Here is a 21254-nt window from a genome sequence, read left to right on the forward strand (position 1 = left end):
GGGTCATTGTTTTTTTGTTATAAAGGTAGCTTGAAGCCTTGCAAATACAAGGATTTAAATAAATAAAACAAAGATAGTGTTTACACTATCAAAACAAGATAGGTGGCTTAATAATTAAAAAGATATAAATTTATTATTGGGGGAGCTAATTAGCAATGAATGAAGACTATTGGGGAAGTGGTATACTATATACAGATGTAACTAATTCACTTGACTATTAATAAACCTTACTAAAGGTTCTTTATTAAATGGAGGAAATTTAATATGACAACATTTAAATATAATCAGTATTTAAGGACTGTTGAACTATGTAGAAAAAATATTGATTCATTTTCTACATACCCATTTTCTTTAGAGGCAGTACGTAGCTTATTTACATTGGAGCTACATCCAAAAGTGACTTTTATTGTAGGTGAAAATGGTACTGGAAAATCAACCATACTTGAAGCTATTGCTACAGCCTATGGATTTAACCCTGAGGGTGGAACAAAGAATTTCAACTTTTCAACTACGAGTACTCATTCAGATTTGTATAAGTACTTAAGATTAGTTAAAGGGATTAAAAGACCAGAGGATGGTTTTTTTCTTAGGGCAGAAAGTTTTTACAATGTTGCAAGCAATATAGATGAATTAGACAAGTTTGGACCAGAGCCAAGAATTATAGATTCATACGGAGGACGTTCATTGCATGAACAATCCCATGGGGAATCGTTTTTATCTGTATTTACCAATCGATTTAGAGGAAAGGGTTTGTATATTTTAGATGAACCTGAAGCAGCATTGTCGCCATCACGACAAATGGCCATGCTCGCCAGATTACATGACTTAGTTCAAGAAGATTCTCAATTTATAATTGCTACTCATTCTCCAATTATAATGTCTTATCCAGATGCAATAATATACGAATTAAATGATGGATTTAAAAAAGTGGGATACACAGATACTGAACATTATCAGGTCATGAAGGAATTTATAAACAATACTGAAAGAATGTTAAGTATAATTATGGATCTATAATTTATTGAGTAAAAGTTAACTAAAGGGGATGTACAGAATTCTTATAATTTGTATCATTATTACGTTACTTATAACTGGAATAATTGGTTATTTATCAAAGTCAAAAGTTAAAACATCAAAAGATTTTATATCAGGTGGAAATAAACTTGGAATTATGGGTGTTACAAGTATGCTCATGGGTTCAATAATAGGTGGTGCATCTACTGTAGGCACTGCTCAAATGGCATATAATCGTGGAATTGGAGCTGTATGGTTTATAGTTGGGCTTTCTATTGCAAGTATAATGTTGTGATTGTTTTATTCAAAGCAAGTAGATAAAAAAAGTACAGAAACAATTCCGCAGATAATAGGAAACGCATATGGTAAAAAAGCAAGAACAGCATCAAGTATTTTATTATCCCTAGGAATGTTTATTCATATTAATGGTCAGATTATAGCTTGTGCTGCCTTATTTACTGTAGTGCTTGGTATGAGTATTACTAAAACTGCGGTAATTGTTGTATCTCTACTTGTAGCATATGTCGTCTTTGGAGGCTTTTGGGGAAGTACAATGGTGGGTGCAGTAAAAACCATACTTTTATATGGGACAAGTATTATATGTGGCTTATTACTAATATTCAAATTCAATGGGATTAGAGATATAACATCTGTTTTGCCACAAGAACCATGGTTTAATTTATTTAGTGGAGGAGTTTCATCAGATTTAGCTTCCGGAATATCTACAATAGTGGGGGTGTTATCAACACAGACTTATTTTCAAGCTATAATGGCAGGAAAAGATTCTAAAACCTCTAGAAGAAGTGCTTTTTTAGTTGCATTTTTAGTTTTTCCAATTGGAATTGTATGTACAATGATTGGCATGTATATGAGGATTCATTATCCGAGTATTGCACCAAGTGAAGCTTTTCCATTGTTTCTTATGAACTATTTAAACCCAGTTTTTGGAGGAGTATGTATTGCCACCGTATTGATTTCATCTATAGCAACAGGAGCGGGCCTAACTTTAGGAATTGCAACTATGTTTGTTAGAGATATTTATGTTCAGTGCATAAATAAAAAAGCAGGGGATAAAAAGCAACTTTATATCTTAAGAGGAACTATAATTTTTATTGGAATTATGACTTTAATAATAGTAATAAATAATAAAGATTCTATGATACTTAATTGGGGGTTCCTTTCTATGATTTTTAGAGCTACACCAATTTTCATTCCTGTTGTTGCCGCAATATTTTTTAAAGACAAGATAAGAATGGAAGCGGGTATTTATTCTATAATAGCCGGGCCACTGGCCAGTTTGATATGGATTTTATTAGGCTTTGAAAAAATGAATTCCATATATATAGGATTAACAATTAGTATTTTTGTACTTTTGGGTATGAGTGAGTTATTTAGATTTAGACAAGGAATTCATGATACCGGTCATAGTAAAAGCTAAAAAGGGGACAATGCAAATATGGTCTGGTTACATAAGTAAAATATAAGTAAGTAACGAGTGTAAGTTAAAACTTAAGAGGAGGGCAAACCTATGATATTATCAGGAAAACAAATTAGAAGCAAGTTAGGACAGGAAATTAAAATAGATCCATTTGATGAAAATCAACTAAATCCAAATAGTTATAACTTAAGATTGCATAACGAACTTGTTGTGTATAAAGATTTAGCTTTAGATATGAAAAAAGAGAATCCATATAAAACTATTGTCATACCCACTGAAGGTATAGTTTTAGAACCAAATAAACTTTACCTAGGTAGAACTAAAGAATATACTGAAACAGATAAATTTGTTCCAATGCTTGAAGGAAGATCTTCAATAGGAAGACTTGGCTTATTTGTACATGTGACAGCGGGATTTGGAGATGTTGGATTTCGTGGATACTGGACATTAGAAATTCATTGTATTCAACCCATAAGAATATATGCTGATGTTGAAATTTGCCAAATATATTATCATTCAATAGAGGGTGATTATGACAGATATATCAGTGGTAAATACCAGAATAATAATGGAATTCAACCAAGTTTATTGTATAAAGATTTTGAGAAGAAATTATAGTTTATACACGAAAACCACAAAAGATGGAATGTAGAGCCATCAAATATAAATTTACAGACAAAAATAATATTATTGTCTCATAGAATTAATAATATACAAGTAAGGAGTTTAACATGGAAAGAATTGCAATAATATCAGATATTCATGGAAATATGCCCGCATTAGAGGCTGTACTAATAGATATTAATAATAGAAATATTAATACAATATTTTGCCTTGGAGATTTAGCTTGAAAAGGGCCTAGCTCCACTGAAGTAGTAGATAAAATCAGACAGAATTGTGAAGTGGTAATTAAAGGCAATTGGTATTATTATATGACAGAAATCGAAGATAACGAAAATTTAATGTGGCATCAGAACAAATTACTTTGTGAGGTGTTCATATGAGAACTATAGATGATATTACAAACTTTATTTTTATTGAAAATCAGCCAAAGCAAGTGGATATTATTTTTATTCCAGGAGGTCCTTATGCTGAAATTGCAGAAAAGGCAGCTATTCTTTGGCATAAAGAGTATTCAACTATAATACTTCCATCTGGAAGATACAGTAAAAAACAAGGATATTTTCCTGGTCCATTGTCAAAAGCAAATAAATATAATGAAAATTATAATACGGAATGGGAATTTTTAAAAGAAGTGCTACTGCAAAACGGAGTTATTGAAACCGCTATTTTAAAGGAAGACAAGGCTGAATTCACATATGAAAATGCTATTAATTCAAAAAGAGTTACAGATGAACATAATCTCAATATAAAAACAGCTATTATATGTTGTAAATCATTTCATGCCAGGCGCTGCCTAATGTACTACCAATTATGCTACCCTGAAACGGAATTTATTATATGCCCTACAGAAACACAAGGTATTAACAAAGAAAACTGGTTTGAATGTGATGATGGTATTGACAAAGTAATGGGTGAGCTGATGAGATGTGGTAGTCAGTTTAAAGATTTAATCAAATTGGTAAAGCAGTAATGGAGGGATATCTTTGAGCAATTTATTTGAATTTTCAATAGTAAATGATATCAATAATGTTGTCCAATTTTTATCTAAACGAGATATATGCGAGCTATCTAGCAGCTCATTAGTTGATAAATTCGGAATTGCACAAGTTGATATGATAATAATTCTAGGAAACAGTATTCCCTATATAGCAGAAATAGGTGCAAAAGCATATAAAAGTGGTTTAGCTAAAGATATAATGATAGTAGGCGGAATAGGCCATTCAACCAAATATTTAATTCAAAATGTCCTAGAAGATAATAGATATAAAGATATTGATGTAAATGATAAATCTGAAGCAGATATATTAAGACAAATTATTGTAAGTGCAGAAAATATTAAGCAAGATAAAATCCTTATAGAAGATAAATCAACGAATTGTGGTTCCAATGCTTTTGAATCATTAAATGTATTAAAGGGAATAAATAAAGTCCCAAAATCCATAATATTAATTCAAGATCCTACTATGCAATTAAGAACTCATGCATCTTTTTTAAAACAGTGGCATGAAGAAAAAACATTAATCATAAGTTATTCGCCATTTATACCACAACTAAAAGTATCTGAGAAAAGTGATGGGTATTTAAATAGCGATATACCTGGATTATGGGCTAAAGATAGATTTATTGATCTTATAATGGGTGAAATTCCAAGGTTAAGTGATGATGCTAATGGATATGGTCCAAAGGGAAAAGGATTTATATCCCACGTAGATATTCCAAAAGGAGTTTTAAATTCTTATCAACATTTATTATATTTCTATAAAGAATATAATAAAATTAAAAATAGGAAGTAAGTGATTATTAATTAGCAGATACTTAAATATATTATTATGGAGGTTTATTATGAAAATCACTGATTTAACACATATTATATGTTCGGATATGCCTGTTTTTCCAGGAACTGAACAACCAATTTTTGAAAGATCAAATACATTAGAAAAGGATGGTTTTCAAGAGGCTAAAATCACTATGTATTCACATACCGGCACACATATAGATGCACCTGCACATATGCTTTGCAATGGTCCTTATTTAGATGATTTAGATATAGAACACTTTATTGGGAATGCTACAATTTTAGACTTTTCAAAGACAAGAGTAAAATTAATAGATATTGATTGTTTAAAACCCTATGAGGAAAAGATAAAAAATGCTGAGTTTATTATAATAAAAACAGGATGGAGTAAATACTGGGGAAATAAAAAATATTATGAAGATTTCCTTTCCTTAAGCATAGAATCAGCAAAATGGTTATTACAATTTAATTTAAAGGGTATTGGTATTGACGAAATTTCAATTGATGATATGGGTTCAACCACATTTGAAGTTCATAAAATATTAATGTCAAAGAACATCATAATTATTGAGAATCTAACAAATTTAGATTCCATTACTAATGAGTATTTTATCTTAAGTATTTTGCCACTTAAAAATAAGAATGCTGACGGTTCACCAGTAAGGGCGATTTCCATAGAAAATATATAACAAAATTTCTGCAACAATATTTTTTAGAGAAAAAATAAGAAGTGGCATGTATAAATTTAAAGAATAATCAAATAAAGAAGCAACTAAAACAATAGAATCAAAATGTGGTAAATACATTTGAATGGGAAGGGGCTTAAAATGGAACCTTTTACAAAAAGAGTTGTAGAGATTATAAAAGGAATACCTGAAGGTAAAGTGATGACATATGGTCAAATTGCAACCTTGGCTGGAAGCCCCAGAGGAGCTAGGCAGGTAGTTAGAGTTCTTCATTCCTTAAGTAAAAAATATAACCTGCCTTGGCATAGAGTTATAAATTCAAAAGGGGAGATTAGCATAGTGGATTATGAGTCTAGGAATTTACAGAAGGTATTACTTGAAAATGAAGGTGTAAAATTCAATGATGGCGGCACTATAAATCTAAAGGAATTTCAATCTCATGGGCACAATAGCTTTATGGAATATGGATTTTAATCATTAGAATAAAACACTCAAAAATACCCCATAATAATTTATGGAGTATTTTCAATATAAATGTTATGTTATTACAGATAATATTTTATAAAGCAGGAGCTAGTTTTTTTTATTTCTAACTATGAAAACAATAATATTTGCAGCAGATAGTCCTACTAAGATATATATTGCTCTAGCAAGGAATGGAACAGATCCAAATATAGCACTAACTAGATTGAAATTAAATAATCCTAAAAGTCCCCAGTTTAATGCACCAACCAATACGAATATGAATGATAGTTTGTCTATAATATTAAGTTTATACATAATTCCCCCCAAACTATAAAATTGTTCTATTGTTTAAATTATATTATAAATATAAAATTTTAGAACTGTATAATATTTTTTTTAGAGAGTATATACTATTAAATAGATAATTATATATATTAGAGAATATTTAGAAGCACGCAATTGAAATATACGAACATTTTCATTACTTATGACGATATTGTATGCTATAATATTAATGAAATTTGTTTTATATTTTAATATGTACTTATGGAGGCAGAAAGATATGAGAGATACTTATAACACACCGTTAAACAGTAGATACGCATCAAAAGAGATGAGTTACTTATTTTCAGATGATATGAAATTTAAGACTTGGAGAAAACTTTGGGTTGCATTAGCTGAAGGTGAAAGGTTACTTGGAGTTAATATTACGGAGGCTCAAGTTGAAGAACTTAGATCCTTTGAAGATAATGTTAATTATGAAGTGGCGGAAGCAAAGGAAAAAGAAATAAGACACGATGTAATGAGCCATGTATATGCATATGGAGTTCAATGCCCAAGTGCTAAGGGGATTATTCATCTAGGAGCTACAAGCTGTTACGTAGGCGATAACACAGATTTAATAGTAATGAAGAAAGCACTATTATTAATTAAAAATAAATTAATAAATGTAATAGGTAAATCCTCAAAATTCGCATCAAAGTATAAAGATCTTCCTACTTTGGGTTTTACTCATTTACAGCCGGCTCAATTAACTACTGTAGGTAAAAGAGCAACCCTTTGGATTCAAGACTTAGTAATGGATCTAGAAAACTTAGATTTTGTAATAGATAAAATGAAATTGAGAGGAGTTAAAGGAACAACAGGAACTCAAGCAAGTTTTATGAATTTATTTAATGATGATGAGGAAAAAGTAAAAAACTTAGATAAGTATGTAGCTAATGAAATGGGATTTGAAAATACATACCCAGTTACTGGTCAAACTTATTCTAGAAAACTAGATTCTATAATACTAAATACACTCTCAGAGATAGCTCAAAGTGCATATAAATTCAGTAATGATTTAAGATTACTTCAAAGCATGAAAGAAGTAGAAGAACCTTTTGAAAAAAGTCAAATTGGGTCCTCTGCAATGGCATACAAAAGAAATCCTATGCGTTCTGAAAGAATTAGCGCTTTATCAAGATATATTATAGTAAATTCATTAAATCCTGCTATAACAGCCGCGACACAATGGTTTGAGAGAACATTAGATGATTCAGCTAATAAAAGGATTTCAGTAGCTGAGGCTTTCCTAGCCCTTGATGGAGTTCTAAATTTATATATAAATGTATCGGGAAATATGGTAGTCTATGAAAAAGTTATTGCGGTTCACGTGAATAATGAGCTTCCATTTATGGCAACAGAAAATATTCTTATGGAAGCAGTTAAAAGGGGCGGGGACAGACAAGAGCTTCATGAAAGCATTAGGGTTCATTCTATGGCTGCCGCAAGAAGAGTTAAAGAAGAAGGCTTAAACAATGACCTTATAGAAAGAATTATAAATGATAATAGTTTTAAGATGTCAAAAGAAGAGATTCTAGCTGTAATTGACCCAATTAAATTTACAGGTAGGGCTCCAGGTCAAGTTGTAGAATTCATAGAGGAATATGTAAATCCAATATTAGATGCAAACAAAGATGCACTTGATGTAGAAACTGCTATAAACGTATAATAATTGATATTAACAATTAGACTAATAAGCTATCAGTAGATAAAACTGATAGCTTATTTATTTTAAAAATACTTCTATTAGTAAAGAGTATTTCATAGAAAAACAGATAAATATTTATAATAAGAAAAAAAAATAAAAGTATTTTTCAAAAAAAGAAGGATTTTGATCCCCTCTTGTAGAATAATAATGTCGTGAAATGTAAGTTTCACGACATTATTAAGTTTTTTGGAGGTACGTATGAAATCTGATATTTATAACAGTGAACTCCCTCAGTTTCTAAATGATTATTTTAATTATTTATCTACTATTAAAGGCTGTTCTCCTGCCACTATTGTTGCATACACTGCTGATTTATCATTGCTCCTAAAGTTTTTGAAAATGTATAAAGGCTTAGTCCCATCAGAAAAAGCTTTGCACATTGAGGAAATTAACATTAATGACCTAAACCTAGATACATTAAAAACCCTTACATTACAGGACTTATATGCCTTTGTCTCTTATCTCGGAAAATCAAGGGCTAATGGAAACTATGCTAAAGCTAGAAAAATAGCATCTATAAAGTCCCTTTTTAAGTATTTAACCACTAAAGCCAAAGTACTAAGTGTAGACCCAACAATAGATTTGGAGTCACCAAAACTCGGCAAGCGAAGCCCCGTTTTCTTAACCTTAGATGAAAGTAAGTCCCTATTAGATGCTACAACATCTAGAGATAAGCATTCTATCAGAGATCATAGTATTATTACACTATTTTTGAATTGTGGTATGAGACTTTCCGAGCTCTGCAGTATAAATATTTCGTCTATTAAAAGTGATACACTATCGATTATTGGAAAAGGAAATAAAGAACGAACCATATATTTAAACAATGCTTCACTTAGAGCAATTTATGAGTATTTACCTGTTAGAAATGTAGACATAGAAAAAATTCATGTTGAAGATAAAGATGCCCTTTTTATCAGTGGCAAATTTGGAAGAATCAATAAAAGAACTGTAGAAAGGATTGTAAAAAAGCATATAGGCAATGCAGGCCTTAATAAAGCTAAGTATACTCCCCATAAATTAAGGCATACTTCAGCTACTCTTATGTATAAGTACGGCAATGTTGATATTAGAAGTTTGCAAGAAATTTTGGGCCATGAAAATATATCTACTACACAGATATACACTCACGTAGATAATGATAAATTAAGAAATGCAGTTAAGTCGAACCCACTTTCTGATGAATAAAAAAGAAAAAAAGTATATATTACGCGTATTGCATTCATAAAGTTCGCTTCAATGCTTTATACGTAATATATACTTTTTTGAGTTTAAGAACATTTACTTATTACATATTTTTTACTCTTATAAGTCCAGGAAACTCTTCATGAAGTAGTTCTTCGTTATCTTCTTCATTTTCAAGAAGTTCTGTTATTCCATTTATGTCATCTATGTATTCCCAAACTTCATCATTTTCTGGTATAAAACCATCCTCATTTAGCTTAGATTGTTCTTCTTCTTCTTCCAATAGTAAATCATATTTTTCTAATTGTGCTAATTCCTCAGCTTTTGTTAGTTCTTTAGAATCTTGTAATTCTTTAGAATTTTGTAATTCATGAATTTCATTTTCACTATCTTCTTCTAGTTCTTCTTTTACTTCTGATAAATCAATTTCATTCTTATCATAAAAATCATTATCTAAACCTTCAATTACTTCATCCTCAAAGACTTCATCAATATTTATAGCTTTAACATCATAACCTTCGAGTTCTAGACATTTCCCACAATTATTACATTTTTTATTAGAATCTAATTCGCAGACTTCACATTCTCCACAATTATTACAAATCTTTCTATCGTTAAATATACAATTTTTAGACATATAACACCACACTCCATTTATTTTCAAATACCATCATAATAGTTTATTATAACAAATAAGCTTTCAATAATCAAACCTTGATATTTTTTTAGTGAATAATTTTAACCTAACCACTATTTTATATTTTAACACAATTATTTACATTTATTCACTTATACATTTCTTTTGAAAATACGAACATAGGTTTGATGTTTTTGCATTTATATGGTATAATTTTAATACGAATGAGAGGTGTTTCCATGTTAACTCAAAAAAAAGACAAACAAAGTGAAATATATAACTACATAAAAGATCAAGTTCAATCAAAAGGATATCCACCTTCAGTAAGAGAAATATGTGAGGCTGTAGGATTGAAATCTACCTCAACTGTTCATGGCCATTTAGAGAGATTAGAGAAAAAAGGATTTATTCGTAGGGACCCTACTAAGCCTCGTGCTATTGAACTATTAAAGGATAATGTCATAAGAAAAGAACTAATAGATATCCCTATTATAGGAAAAATCACAGCTGGAATACCAATTTTAGCAGTTGAAAATATTGAAGACACCTTTACTATACCATTAAATTTTACTAAAACCAATAATGAACTATTTATGCTTAAAGTGTCTGGTAGCAGCATGATTGAAGCAGGAATATTAGATGGTGACCTAGCTATAATAGAGAAAGTTAATACCGCTACAAATGGCGACATAGTTGTAGCACTCATTGATAATGAAGCAACTATAAAAAGATTTTTTAAGGAAGAAGGCTATATAAGACTTCAACCTGAAAATTCAACTATGTCCCCTATCATAGTTGAGGACTGTTCAATATTAGGTATACTTGTTGGTATTTATAGGAATTATTAAAATATACTTTTAAATGTTTGTTATAAAACAAAAGCCTGCAATGATATAAATCATTTGCAGGCTTTTGTTTTTACTTCACTATTTTAACTACAACTTTTTAACTTAGATAACACTTGAAAGTGCTATTAATATTCCGATTTTAGCATGATCAAAGGTTAATCCACCCTGTAAATATGCTATATAAGGCTCTCTAATAGGAGCATCTGCTGATAATTCTATAGATGACCCCTGAATAAATGCACCCGCTGCCATTATAACCTGATCCGCATATCCTGGCATATCCCAAGGTTCACATTGAACAAACGAATCAATAGGAGATCCCACTTGTATGCCCCTACAGAAATTAATCACTTTTTCCTTATCATTAAACTTAATAGCTTGAATTATATCACTTCTTTTATCGGTATACTTAGGAAGAACTTCAAATCCTGCAAGTTCCATAATTCTCGAACAAAAAATAGCGCCTTTCAATGCTTCCATAGCTACATGTGGTGCTAAGAATAGTCCTTGATATAAAGAACGCATAACTCCAAAAGTAGAACCACACTCCCCTCCTATACCAGGAGTTGTTAATCTATAAGACGCTTGCACTACATACTTCTCTTTACCTGCAATATATCCACCTGTAGGTGCAATGCCGCCACCAATATTTTTTATTAATGAACCGGCAACTAAATCTGCACCTACATCTGTAGGCTCCTGAACATCAATGAATTCACCATAACAATTATCTACAAAGCAAATTACCTCTGGATTTATAGCTTTTGCCGACTTTATAATCTCTTCTATTTCACTTATTAATAATGCTTTTCTCCAGCCATATCCAGTAGATCTTTGAATATGAATTAACTTTATAGACTTATCTTCTAGAAGATTCTTTTTCATTAAGTCAATATCAACTTTAGAAATTTTATTTAATTCTAATTGCTTATATTTCACACCATAATCTTTTAATGAACCTATATCTTTAGTAACATTTATACCTATTATATTAAGCAGTGTATCGTATGGTGTTCCACATACAGACATCATAGTATCATTAGGTCGTAAATTACCAAATAAGGCTGCTCCAATGGCATGTGTTCCATTTACAAAATGTGGTCTAACTAGTGCACTCTCACAATTAAAAACTCTTGCATATACTTTATCTAATGAATCACGTCCAATATCGCCATAACCATAACCAGAGGAATTTGTAAAATGAGATTCGCTAATTCTTTCATCTTGAAATGCCGTCAAAACCTTAAGTTGATTAAATTCTCTTATTTCATCAAGAATCTCAAACTGTTTTTGAACATCTTGTATTGCTATTTCATAGAGTTCTAGGGTTTTCGAGCTTATTTTATACTTTTTTTGAAGGTATTCTTTTGTTATATCTATCATGATTCCAGGTCCCCTTTTGTCATTAATTTATTATATATGCATTTAAAATTACACTTAAAGTAGCTCAAATAAAATGTACTATTAGTTATGTAGTTATATAAACTACCTTAGTAATAATAACATATAAACTACTGATGTAGAATAGTTTTGTATAGACACTAAGTAATAAGCCTCTAATAAGCCTATATTTTAACTAATATTTCCATAATGTTTTTCTCACCGTGGATACCACTGAAATCATGAACATATAAACAATTGTTTTGCTGCAAATCTACGTCTAAAACTCTAAAATCAAATCATACCATATTGAGCCCCCATGCACTGATTTAGATATACCTTTATCTACATATCCAAACTTTGTATAATAATAAATAAGTTCCTTTTTACAAGTTAGAATAACCCCTTTACGACCTGCTATTCTTGATACTTCTATCATGTAATTCATTAACTGTGCTGCAATTCCCTGATTACGATAATTTGGCATAACATCTAGACCAAAAATAGTCTGGTAATCCCCTTTTTTTATATGTAGTGTAGAATCTTTAAAGAGGTCATCATATATAACAGTTCCATTAATAACGCAACCATTAACAAAGCCAATTATTTCGCCATTTAGTTCTGCTACAAAAAAGCTTTCTGGGAATGTTTTAATACGCAGTTCTAATGACACTTTCGTAGCGGCTTCGGCTTCGGGAAAACAATCCATTTCAACTTCGGTTACTGCATCTAAATCTTTTATAGATGCTTGTCTAATTTTAATCTCCATTATGCACTTCCTTCATTGCTACTTCAAATTTTACAATCACTTAAAAATATTATAAAACTCTTTTAACTCTCTTTTAACTTCTTTTGAAAGATTATGCCATCGAATTCCCTGTATTGCACCTTCTAAAGCATATAACCTATTTATACAAGCCGAGCTATCGATACCTTTTATTCTTAACCAAGCTTGCTTACTTCCAATTTCAATTAATTGTTTAACCGTTTCTATTCCAACTTCATTTAGTTGTTTCTGAACTATTTTTCCAATATTAGGCAACAAGGATAAATCATCCATTAAATCATTCCCCCATTAACATTTATAACATCAAATTACTTCGCGGTCTTTTAGTATTATTATTCTTTTTCAGAAGGCTTTTTTCCATATATCTTGTATAATATAGAATCATATTGTCCTAACTTGTCTGCTAACATATGCCAATTCTTATGTTGAGCATTTGACACATTCGCTTGATTCGTCTCCATATTTTTAACTCGTACACTAATATTTTTAATATCCTTTTGCATTTCTATTAACATTTCTTTTATTTCGATATCCATAATTATCTCCTTCTCAACTTCTATATTATCTCTAAATCTATTATACGGTTTAGGAATTCCATTGTAAAACTATTTTAGTATGTCTATATCACTTACCCCTAAATTTCATATACTATAAGTAATATATATAATTTTTAGGGGGTATTTATTATATTTAAAACAATAAATTTAAGTCACCCCAGAAAAATCTTTGAAGATACTATAAATAATACTATTTTCGAAGCAAAGTTAAAAAATATTAAACATAACACATGTCCATCCATAATAGGTTTTATAATAAGCAGTATATTACTAAACCCAAATTATGCCTATGCTAAAGATGCGGCACAACAAGGCACAGAAGTTATTAATATTTTATCAATTCTAGGGCCACCAACATTACTTACAGCAGTAGAAATATATAAGGTAAGAGCCTATATAAAAATGTACATTTATAATCTAAAATCACACCTACATGAAGCTCCAGTATCAACATAATTATCAAATTGCGTTTATATATCCTTAATTATATATCTTTCAAAACAAAAGAACATTATGTAATTAGTTAGACTAATTACATAATGTTCTTTTGTTATTCTACTTCAATGAAACGAATTTGACATTTTTACTTTCATAATTAAAAATATATTTAATCACCCTAGAATAATTCTTAATAATAATAATTATAATTATGCATTTTTTCTATGAATACTAAAATAATGGATATAACCCGAAGTGACTTGCAATAAGAACGAAAAAACAATTTAAATTTAGTTTAGAAATTCTTCTTTTGTGGATATAAGATTCTCGTAAGACTGCACAGGGGGTGCAGTCTAGCGAACCTGAGCCAGGACGGCGAATGTAAGCGCTAGAGAATTTTATATTCACAAAAGTCTAGAATTTCTTAATTAAATTTCTTGTTTAGAGTTCGTTTGCAAGTCACGAAGGGGATTTCTTATTTTTTATAGAATTTCTTAATAGTTTCACAAACAAATTCTACTTCTTCTTCAGTTATTTCTGGATATATAGGAAGTGCCATAACGTTCTCAGCTATTCTTTCAGCTACTGGGAAATCGCCTTTTTTGTATCCTAAATATTCAAAGCATTTTTGAAGATGAAGTGGAATTGGATAATAAATGCTTGTTCCTATTTCATTAGCCTTTAAGTATTCTGAAAGTTCATCTCTTCTTTCAGCTAATATGTTAAATACATAATAAACTGGTTTTTGATTTCCTTTAATTGCAGGTATTTTAATGAACTCACAATCTTGTAATCTATCTTTATATAATTTTGCAATACGATCTCTATTTTCAATTGCATCATTTATATATTTTATTTTTACTTGTAATATAGCAGCTTGCATTGAATCAAGTCTTGAATTATATCCTATAAAATCATAATGATACTTTCTAGATGCTCCATGAACTCTGTATATCTTAGCAAGATTTGCCAAGTTGTCGTCATTGGTTACTATCATACCTGCATCGCCATATGCTCCTAGAGTCTTCGTAGGGAAGAATGAGAATACTCCAAAATCTCCTATAGTACCTGCATGTTTGTAGTCTGATCCATTACCCTTCCATCTCATACCGAAAGATTCTGCAGAGTCTTCTAAAACCCTTAAGTTATGTCTACTAGCTATATCCATAATTTTATCCATATCACCCATTTGTGAAAATAAGTGGATTGGAATAATTCCTACAGTATCTTTTGTTATCTTTTCTTCTATTTTGGTGGCATCTATACTAAATGTTTCTTCATCAATATCAACAAATACAGGCTTTGCTCCATTCTTTGCTATGCAAGATGAAGATGCGAGGAATGTAAAAGGTGAAGTTATTACTTCTGTGCCCTCTTTAAAACCCAATATGTCAGAAGCCATTACTAAGCCATCTGTTCCTGATGCAACACCAATTGCATATTTAGCTCCAGTAAATTCTTTAACTGATTCTTCAAAGTCAGTTACCTCTTTACCAAGCATTGATACTCCTCTTTCCATAAGTCCTAGAACAGCCTTGTCAAATTCCAATTTTTTCTCTTGATATTCTCTTGTTGGTGTAAAAAATTTAACTTTCATTGTATAACCTCCGATTTAATATTTATTATTTAGAAATTATCTTTTCAACGCATTTTATTACTTCGCTTACCACATACTCTGCATCTTCTAATTTAAGTGTTGAGTATACTGGAAGGGTTATTTCATTCGCATACTGATTATAAGCATTTGGATAATCTTCTATAGAATAACCAAGATTTTTATAAAGTGTAAACATTGGTAATGGTATAAAATGAACATTCGTAGCAATTCCTATATCTGCAAGTTTTTGTATTAGTTCATCTCTTTGCGCCTCAATAAATCCTTTTAGTCTTAATGTATACAGGTGATATGAGGTCTCTTTATTTTCATCTTTTGTAAAAGGAATAATTGCCCACCCTTTACTCTCAAGAGCTTTAGTATACACCTCAAAAATGGCTTTACGCTTTATAAGCATTCCTTCATATCTTTGAAGTTGTGCAATACCTATAGCAGCATTAATATCTGTCATGTTACATTTCATTCCGGCTGTCATAATATCATATTTCCAAGCTCCTGCTTTCATTTTAGCCATTGCATCCTTTGACTGGCCTTGAAGAGAAGTTATTTTAAATTCTTTCACTAAATTTTCCTTGCCTTTAAAGTTATTATCATTAAAGGTAATTGCTCCACCTTCTGCTGTTATTAAATTTTTCACTGCATGGAAGGAGAAAACATTAAAATCAGCCTGTGATCCAACTTTTTCACCTTTGTATATTGCTCCAAAGGAGTGGGCTGAGTCTGATATAAATATAATATCCTCTCTATTTTTTTCCTTAAGTACTGCTTTTATAGCATCATAGTCCACAGGAACCCCTGCAATATCAACAGTGATTATTGCTTTGGTTTTAGGTGTAATTGCCATACCTAACTTTTGCTCATCTATTAAAAAACTACCTTCTTTAACATCTACAAAGGTTGGTCTAATTCCTCTATGAACTATAACATTTGCTGTAGCTGTATACGTATAAGGTGTTGTAATAACCTCATCGCCCTTTGCTATATTAAAAACCTTTAATATAAGTTCTAAACCTGCACTTGCACTTGCCAGTGCTACTGTATTGCTTACTTCACAATATTCAGCAATTTTATCTTCAAATTCTGCAGTCTTAGGTCCTGTTGTAATCCAACCAGAATCTAAAACCTCCATTACAAGTTTTTTCTCTGCCTCTGTTATATCTGGTGGTGAAAAAGGAATATTCTTGATTTTCATATATATCCTACCTTTCAAATTAAATTTTGTTTTAAATTTAAATTGCTAATAATCTATTTTTTGCTTAAATCTTATAATTAACCCACAAAAGCTAAAAAAAATATAGCATTTATGATGGTTTTACTTATGAAGTCTTTTGAGCTTTAAAAAATCCTGTATCTTTAGTTATATAAATTCCACCTTCTGTAGCAATTTTATCTTTTAGATATTTGTTAAGTTCATGGAGTCTTTCGCTATTAAAACTTTCGCGCACATTCCCTGGCATAGAAAACATATAATCAATAATTGGTGCTACTTCTGTTACAATCAAGTTATCCTCATATCTTTTCATTTCTATATTATGAAACCATTTTTTTAACTTTTCCTGGCCATTTTCCAGCTTAAACCTGGAAGTAATATCAGAACTCTTGATATCCATTGTTTCTGATTTAAACTTAGACATAATGTCTCTAATTTCAATCATATGATTTTGTCCAACAGTGGAAGAATAAAAATATCCACCAGGCTTTAATACCCTAAATATTTCTGACAGTGCTCCATCAATATCTTCTACATGATAAAGCATATGATTAGCTATTACTACGTCAAAGCTACAATCCTCATAAGGTATATCTTGCACATCTATGATTTGGAACATAAAATCATCTGCTTTTTTTCCTAAGTTTATCTTAGCATCACTTAGCATTCCTTTAGAAACATCACTTAAAGTAATATCTAAGTCTACAGAAATTCTATCTATATTCTTTTTCCATAAATTAGCATCTCCACATCCTAGTTCAAGAATTTTACAATGTTTAGGTAGATTTAATTCATCAAAATACCATCTCATCCATCCATATTTATTTACACTGTACATCTCATGAATATTTATCCTTGCCCTTAAATTTGAAGCATTTTCATACTGCTCAAGTAGCCGTTTGTCAGAATTAATTACATTTATAATGTTGGTAAACTTATCCCAGCTTATATTCTCTTTGTTCTCCATGTCCATGGCTTCATCAATAGCTTTGATTACCATGAAAGTATGTTCTGCTCTTTGTTTCATGATCTTCTTTTGTATTTCTAAGGATTTTACAAAATTTTCATCAGTGACATCATTTTCGGTTATTTTCTTAATTTCATAGAGAGAAAAACCAATAAATTTCAAGGTTAATATTTGTTGAAGCCTCGCAAAGTCTTGATTACTATACAATCTGTGTCTTGCCTCATTATAGGAACTAGGCTTCATTAAATTTATTTTATCATAATACCTAAGAGTTCTTAATGTAACACCTGCTTTTTCTGCAAATTCACCAATGGTGAAAAAATGTGATTCATTATTGTTCAACGTGACCACTCCTTATGGAACTTACACCGTAAATACATGTAAATTTATCTCTATATAGGTATATTAACACATTACGTTACGTCATGTGCAATAGTTTTTTAAAAAATAAAAAAATTGACCACAGCTACTAGATAGTTGTGGTCAATTTTTATTATAAAATCAATTCTTTCTTTTCAACATTTGAATTATACAATAATCCAATGAGAATTATAAATCCACCAATAATTTTCCCTTTTGAAACAAAACCAACTCTGAAATAATCAATAAGTATACCTGTAAAAAGTTGACCTATGAATATAAGCAAAGTAGTATATATAGTAGGAATTTTAGGAAGTACAATATTAGAACTAGCAACCACCACTACCCCTATCATCCCACCTAAAAGAGCCCACCATGGTATTTTAGTAAAACTACTATAATACAATTTTAGAGAACTATTCACTATAAGCATAAGTACTATGGTACTTAGAAGTCCTACAATATAGTTTATGAGCGTTCCCTTAAGCACCCCTATTTTTTTAGCTAGATGCGAATTTATAATCATAGATATTATAGTAAAACAACCACATAAAACTGCTAAAATTATATATACCATGTTTTCCCTCCCTATTTTAAATAAATCATTGTGACTAAACCAGAAAATATTATAAAAAACCCAATAATTTTTTTCTTTTTAAATTTATAAACATTTAATCCAAATAGTCCATAATGATCTATAAAACAGGCTAATACTAATTGTCCAAAAATTCCTAAGGATAGTGTTAAAGAAGCTCCAAGGGAATTGAAACATAAATTATTTAAGAAAACCATCAAAACTCCTATTAAACCACCACTAAACAAATAAATGGGAATATTCTTTGTTAGGTTAAATTTTTCTTTTCTTAATATTAAAATAATAGTTATAGCTATAAGTCCTACTATATGAATTATTAATATTGACCTATATTGATTAGTATAATTTACTAAAAGCCCATTAAACGTTACCATTATAGCAATTAATATACCTATAAATACTGCAGATATTTTATACATTTAGTTCCCCCATTCTTTAATAGTGCCCTACTCTTCTTTAATAAGACTATCATAAAACTTTTGGCTTCTATATGACACATGTCATATTTTTGCTAAATTAATTATACAAAACCAAATTAAACTATTATACTAATACCTATATAAACATACTAATTTGTATCACCCCTAAAAAGGTCCAAGGAGGAATTTTAATGAAACGCATAAATAATCAAACTGAATTAGACAATTATATGGGAAAATATAACATTGAAAGTTTTTTCGGAATAAACATGAAAAAATATATGGAGCTACATTTATTTGAAAAAGGAAGCCACATTGTAAAAACTGATGAACCCATAAATTATTTTTATTTTTTTGTTGAAGGTAAAGTAAAGGTATATACTATTCTAAAAAATGGTAAATCTCTTCTTTTTAGATTATATAAACCACTAAATATAATTGGTGATGTGGAATTTATTGATTGCGATACCGCTAATTCAAATATTGAAGCAATAAACGACTGTTTGTGCATTGGCATATCAATGAAAAATCTAAGAAAATATGCTATTAATGACCCAATTTTTTTAAAGTATATGTGTACAAGCCTTGGCAAGAAATTTATAAGCTCCTCTATCGTTAGTTCAATAAATATTCTTTATCCACTAGAAAATAGATTATCAAGTTATCTACTTGCTATTGCGCCAGAAAATAGTAAGCGTTCAAATTTAGATGGTGGAATTATAACAGATAAGTTTACAGAAATGGCAGATTTGCTTGGAACAAGCTATAGACATTTAATTAGAACTATAAATAAATTATGCCAGGAAAACATAATAAGAAAAGAAAAAAATTCTATTATTATCCTAAATAAAAATGCATTGGAAAAACTTGCAGGGGATTTATATGAATAAAGGGCAAGTATTATTATAAGCTCACCCACTTATAATAATATCTGTCCTTTTTTTATTATTCTAAAATATCAGCGCTATTTCATTCCATTCATTTTACCCTTTAGTGCCTTAACTCTCCCATTTATATAATTAAGAAGTTCTTTTTTGTCATCTTTTATTTCGGTTGGAGCGCTAGTAACCATGCTAATTATATCTAATTTGTTACCTTTTATCTCTTTAGCAACTTCATAAGCTAAGTATGTATTTTTCATTTTCCAATAGGTAACGTTAAATTGGTCTGCTTGGCGTTTATTGTAATGTCCTTTTTCAATGCCAAACTGAAATAAGTCTGCTGCTGATTCTAATTCCTCTAAATCTTGAACCTCTAAAGTCTCTTTAACTAAATCCTGAAATGTTTTCATTTTAGCTCTCCTTTTTAACAGGTAATATTATTTGTTGATATATTATTAATATCACCGAGTTGTTTGTTTTAAGAAAGTTACTTTTATAAATCTTTCCCACAACTTTTATATTTTAACACATATTGAAGAATATTTGAATTATAAATTCACATATGTTTTTATCTTTATACCTTTTTTAACATAATTCAAAGTAATTATTAGTAGAATGTATAATGAGCAATCATTTACTATTTTAAGGGGGAAACATATGCAATTTGACAATGGACCTATAAAAACTAACTCTAACATTAAACTATCTACAAGAGAACAACTCAAGGGAAATTGGGGCACTGCTATCTTATTATGTCTAATATTCTCCATAATATGTGGTTTGCCTAGTTACGTTCCTTACTTCGGCGGAATCATAGGCATATTATTATCTGGACCTTTGACCTTAGGTCTCTCTATTTGTTTTTTAAAACTTGTTAGGTATGAACCTTTTATATTTGAAAATTTATTTGATGGGTTCAAAAATTTTTCTACTGCCTTAATAGCACAACTATTAATACTTATATTTGTTTTTCTTTGGTCATTACTTCTTTTAATACCAGGAATAATAGCATCTTATAGATATTCCATGGTATTCTATATATTATGTGACAATCCTGAAATAAGTGCAATGGAAGCATTAAACAGAAGCAAGGAAATGATGATAGGTTTTAAATGGAAACTATTTTGCCTACATTTAAGTTTCATAGGCTGGGGATTACTAGGAATACTAACACTTGGAATAGGTTATTTATGGTTAACACCATATATATATGGTTCTATTGCAAACTTCTATGACAATATAAAAGCTACTAATGAAAAGAAAATATATTAATAGGATAGTTTACCTTAGATAAAATTGTGATTTTCTAGGTATAATAAAT

26 protein-coding genes are annotated in these 21254 nt (G+C 30.0%); 14 read left to right on the forward strand and 12 right to left on the reverse strand.

Features of this window, described 5'->3' with window-relative positions; translation table 11 throughout:
* Window positions 1–264 precede the first annotated feature (264 nt).
* The 9 genes from KPL51_RS20855 (at window position 265) to KPL51_RS20890 (ending at window position 6031) form a co-directional block, all read left to right on the forward strand.
* On the forward strand, window positions 265–1017 hold the full coding sequence (locus tag KPL51_RS20855; protein ID WP_216165952.1) for an AAA family ATPase: 753 nt from the start codon (window positions 265–267) through the stop codon (window positions 1015–1017).
* A 28-nt stretch (window positions 1018–1045) separates the two neighbouring features.
* Window positions 1046–1309, forward strand: a complete 264-nt coding sequence (locus tag KPL51_RS23750) for a hypothetical protein (protein ID WP_224854608.1) — start codon at window positions 1046–1048, stop codon at window positions 1307–1309.
* Window positions 1310–2452, forward strand: coding sequence for a sodium:solute symporter family protein (locus KPL51_RS20860; RefSeq protein WP_224854607.1), 1143 nt, complete (start codon window positions 1310–1312; stop codon window positions 2450–2452).
* 90 nt (window positions 2453–2542) lie between these two features.
* Entirely contained in the window at window positions 2543–3070 is a 528-nt protein-coding gene (gene dcd, locus KPL51_RS20865) for a dCTP deaminase (RefSeq protein ID WP_216165954.1), read from the forward strand.
* 113 nt (window positions 3071–3183) lie between these two features.
* A complete protein-coding gene (locus KPL51_RS23755) occupies window positions 3184–3303 on the forward strand; it encodes a metallophosphoesterase family protein (RefSeq protein WP_224854606.1) in 120 nt (39 codons plus the stop codon).
* Between the two features lie 149 nt (window positions 3304–3452).
* The gene (locus KPL51_RS20875) at window positions 3453–4046 is read left to right on the forward strand and encodes a YdcF family protein (RefSeq protein WP_216165956.1); all 594 of its coding nucleotides are present in this window, start codon (window positions 3453–3455) and stop codon (window positions 4044–4046) included.
* A 13-nt stretch (window positions 4047–4059) separates the two neighbouring features.
* Window positions 4060–4869 carry a YdcF family protein gene (locus tag KPL51_RS20880; RefSeq protein WP_216165958.1) on the forward strand — a complete coding sequence of 270 codons (810 nt, stop codon included), beginning with the start codon at window positions 4060–4062 and terminating at the stop codon, window positions 4867–4869.
* 49 nt (window positions 4870–4918) lie between these two features.
* Window positions 4919–5560 (forward strand): cyclase family protein, encoded by a 642-nt coding sequence (locus tag KPL51_RS20885; protein ID WP_216165961.1) that lies wholly within the window; start codon window positions 4919–4921, stop codon window positions 5558–5560.
* Window positions 5561–5698: 138 nt separating this feature from the next.
* Window positions 5699–6031: an MGMT family protein gene (locus tag KPL51_RS20890; RefSeq protein ID WP_216165963.1), complete on the forward strand. Its 333-nt coding sequence runs from the start codon at window positions 5699–5701 to the stop codon at window positions 6029–6031.
* Window positions 6032–6130: 99 nt separating this feature from the next.
* Here the strand turns inward: KPL51_RS20890 and KPL51_RS20895 are convergent, their stop codons facing one another.
* Entirely contained in the window at window positions 6131–6337 is a 207-nt protein-coding gene (locus KPL51_RS20895) for a DUF378 domain-containing protein (protein WP_216165966.1), read from the reverse strand.
* Window positions 6338–6584: 247 nt separating this feature from the next.
* On the opposite strand from KPL51_RS20895, the gene purB reads away from it, so the two are divergent.
* Window positions 6585–8015, forward strand: a complete 1431-nt coding sequence (gene purB, locus KPL51_RS20900; protein WP_216165968.1) for an adenylosuccinate lyase — start codon at window positions 6585–6587, stop codon at window positions 8013–8015.
* Between the two features lie 237 nt (window positions 8016–8252).
* A complete protein-coding gene (locus KPL51_RS20905) occupies window positions 8253–9242 on the forward strand; it encodes a tyrosine recombinase XerC (RefSeq protein WP_216165970.1) in 990 nt (329 codons plus the stop codon).
* A gap of 100 nt (window positions 9243–9342) precedes the next feature.
* On the opposite strand, the gene KPL51_RS20910 is transcribed toward KPL51_RS20905, so the two are convergent.
* The gene (locus KPL51_RS20910; RefSeq protein WP_216165972.1) at window positions 9343–9876 is read right to left on the reverse strand and encodes a hypothetical protein; all 534 of its coding nucleotides are present in this window, start codon (window positions 9874–9876) and stop codon (window positions 9343–9345) included.
* Window positions 9877–10115: 239 nt separating this feature from the next.
* Here KPL51_RS20910 and lexA point away from each other — a divergent pair, with 239 nt between their 5' ends.
* The gene (gene lexA, locus KPL51_RS20915) at window positions 10116–10724 is read left to right on the forward strand and encodes a transcriptional repressor LexA (RefSeq protein WP_216165974.1); all 609 of its coding nucleotides are present in this window, start codon (window positions 10116–10118) and stop codon (window positions 10722–10724) included.
* 102 nt (window positions 10725–10826) lie between these two features.
* On the opposite strand, the gene KPL51_RS20920 is transcribed toward lexA, so the two are convergent.
* From KPL51_RS20920 to KPL51_RS20960, 9 genes are all read right to left on the reverse strand, one after another.
* Window positions 10827–12107 (reverse strand): methionine gamma-lyase family protein, encoded by a 1281-nt coding sequence (locus KPL51_RS20920; protein WP_216165976.1) that lies wholly within the window; start codon window positions 12105–12107, stop codon window positions 10827–10829.
* A 277-nt stretch (window positions 12108–12384) separates the two neighbouring features.
* Entirely contained in the window at window positions 12385–12873 is a 489-nt protein-coding gene (locus tag KPL51_RS20925) for a GNAT family N-acetyltransferase (RefSeq protein WP_216165978.1), read from the reverse strand.
* Window positions 12874–12909: 36 nt separating this feature from the next.
* Entirely contained in the window at window positions 12910–13164 is a 255-nt protein-coding gene (locus KPL51_RS20930; RefSeq protein WP_216165980.1) for a TfoX/Sxy family protein, read from the reverse strand.
* Window positions 13165–13223: 59 nt separating this feature from the next.
* Window positions 13224–13427 (reverse strand): hypothetical protein, encoded by a 204-nt coding sequence (locus tag KPL51_RS20935; protein ID WP_216165982.1) that lies wholly within the window; start codon window positions 13425–13427, stop codon window positions 13224–13226.
* A gap of 934 nt (window positions 13428–14361) precedes the next feature.
* Complete coding sequence (locus KPL51_RS20940; RefSeq protein ID WP_216165984.1) at window positions 14362–15483, reverse strand: DegT/DnrJ/EryC1/StrS family aminotransferase; 1122 nt, start codon at window positions 15481–15483, stop codon at window positions 14362–14364.
* A 25-nt stretch (window positions 15484–15508) separates the two neighbouring features.
* Window positions 15509–16687: a DegT/DnrJ/EryC1/StrS family aminotransferase gene (locus KPL51_RS20945; protein ID WP_224854610.1), complete on the reverse strand. Its 1179-nt coding sequence runs from the start codon at window positions 16685–16687 to the stop codon at window positions 15509–15511.
* 130 nt (window positions 16688–16817) lie between these two features.
* Window positions 16818–18020, reverse strand: coding sequence for a MerR family transcriptional regulator (locus tag KPL51_RS20950; protein WP_216165988.1), 1203 nt, complete (start codon window positions 18018–18020; stop codon window positions 16818–16820).
* Window positions 18021–18171: 151 nt separating this feature from the next.
* Entirely contained in the window at window positions 18172–18615 is a 444-nt protein-coding gene (locus KPL51_RS20955; RefSeq protein ID WP_216165990.1) for a DMT family transporter, read from the reverse strand.
* 11 nt (window positions 18616–18626) lie between these two features.
* Window positions 18627–19052 (reverse strand): DMT family transporter, encoded by a 426-nt coding sequence (locus KPL51_RS20960; protein ID WP_216165992.1) that lies wholly within the window; start codon window positions 19050–19052, stop codon window positions 18627–18629.
* Window positions 19053–19243: 191 nt separating this feature from the next.
* Between KPL51_RS20960 and KPL51_RS20965 the strand changes: the two genes are divergently transcribed.
* Complete coding sequence (locus tag KPL51_RS20965; protein WP_216165994.1) at window positions 19244–19942, forward strand: cyclic nucleotide-binding domain-containing protein; 699 nt, start codon at window positions 19244–19246, stop codon at window positions 19940–19942.
* 74 nt (window positions 19943–20016) lie between these two features.
* Here the strand turns inward: KPL51_RS20965 and KPL51_RS20970 are convergent, their stop codons facing one another.
* Complete coding sequence (locus KPL51_RS20970; RefSeq protein ID WP_216165996.1) at window positions 20017–20343, reverse strand: hypothetical protein; 327 nt, start codon at window positions 20341–20343, stop codon at window positions 20017–20019.
* Window positions 20344–20590: 247 nt separating this feature from the next.
* Between KPL51_RS20970 and KPL51_RS20975 the strand changes: the two genes are divergently transcribed.
* Window positions 20591–21205, forward strand: a complete 615-nt coding sequence (locus tag KPL51_RS20975) for a DUF975 family protein (protein WP_216165997.1) — start codon at window positions 20591–20593, stop codon at window positions 21203–21205.
* Window positions 21206–21254 lie beyond the last annotated feature (49 nt).

Origin of the sequence: Clostridium bowmanii (genome assembly GCF_018861315.1) — a bacterium.
GTDB classification, from domain to species: domain Bacteria; phylum Bacillota; class Clostridia; order Clostridiales; family Clostridiaceae; genus Clostridium_AD; species Clostridium_AD bowmanii.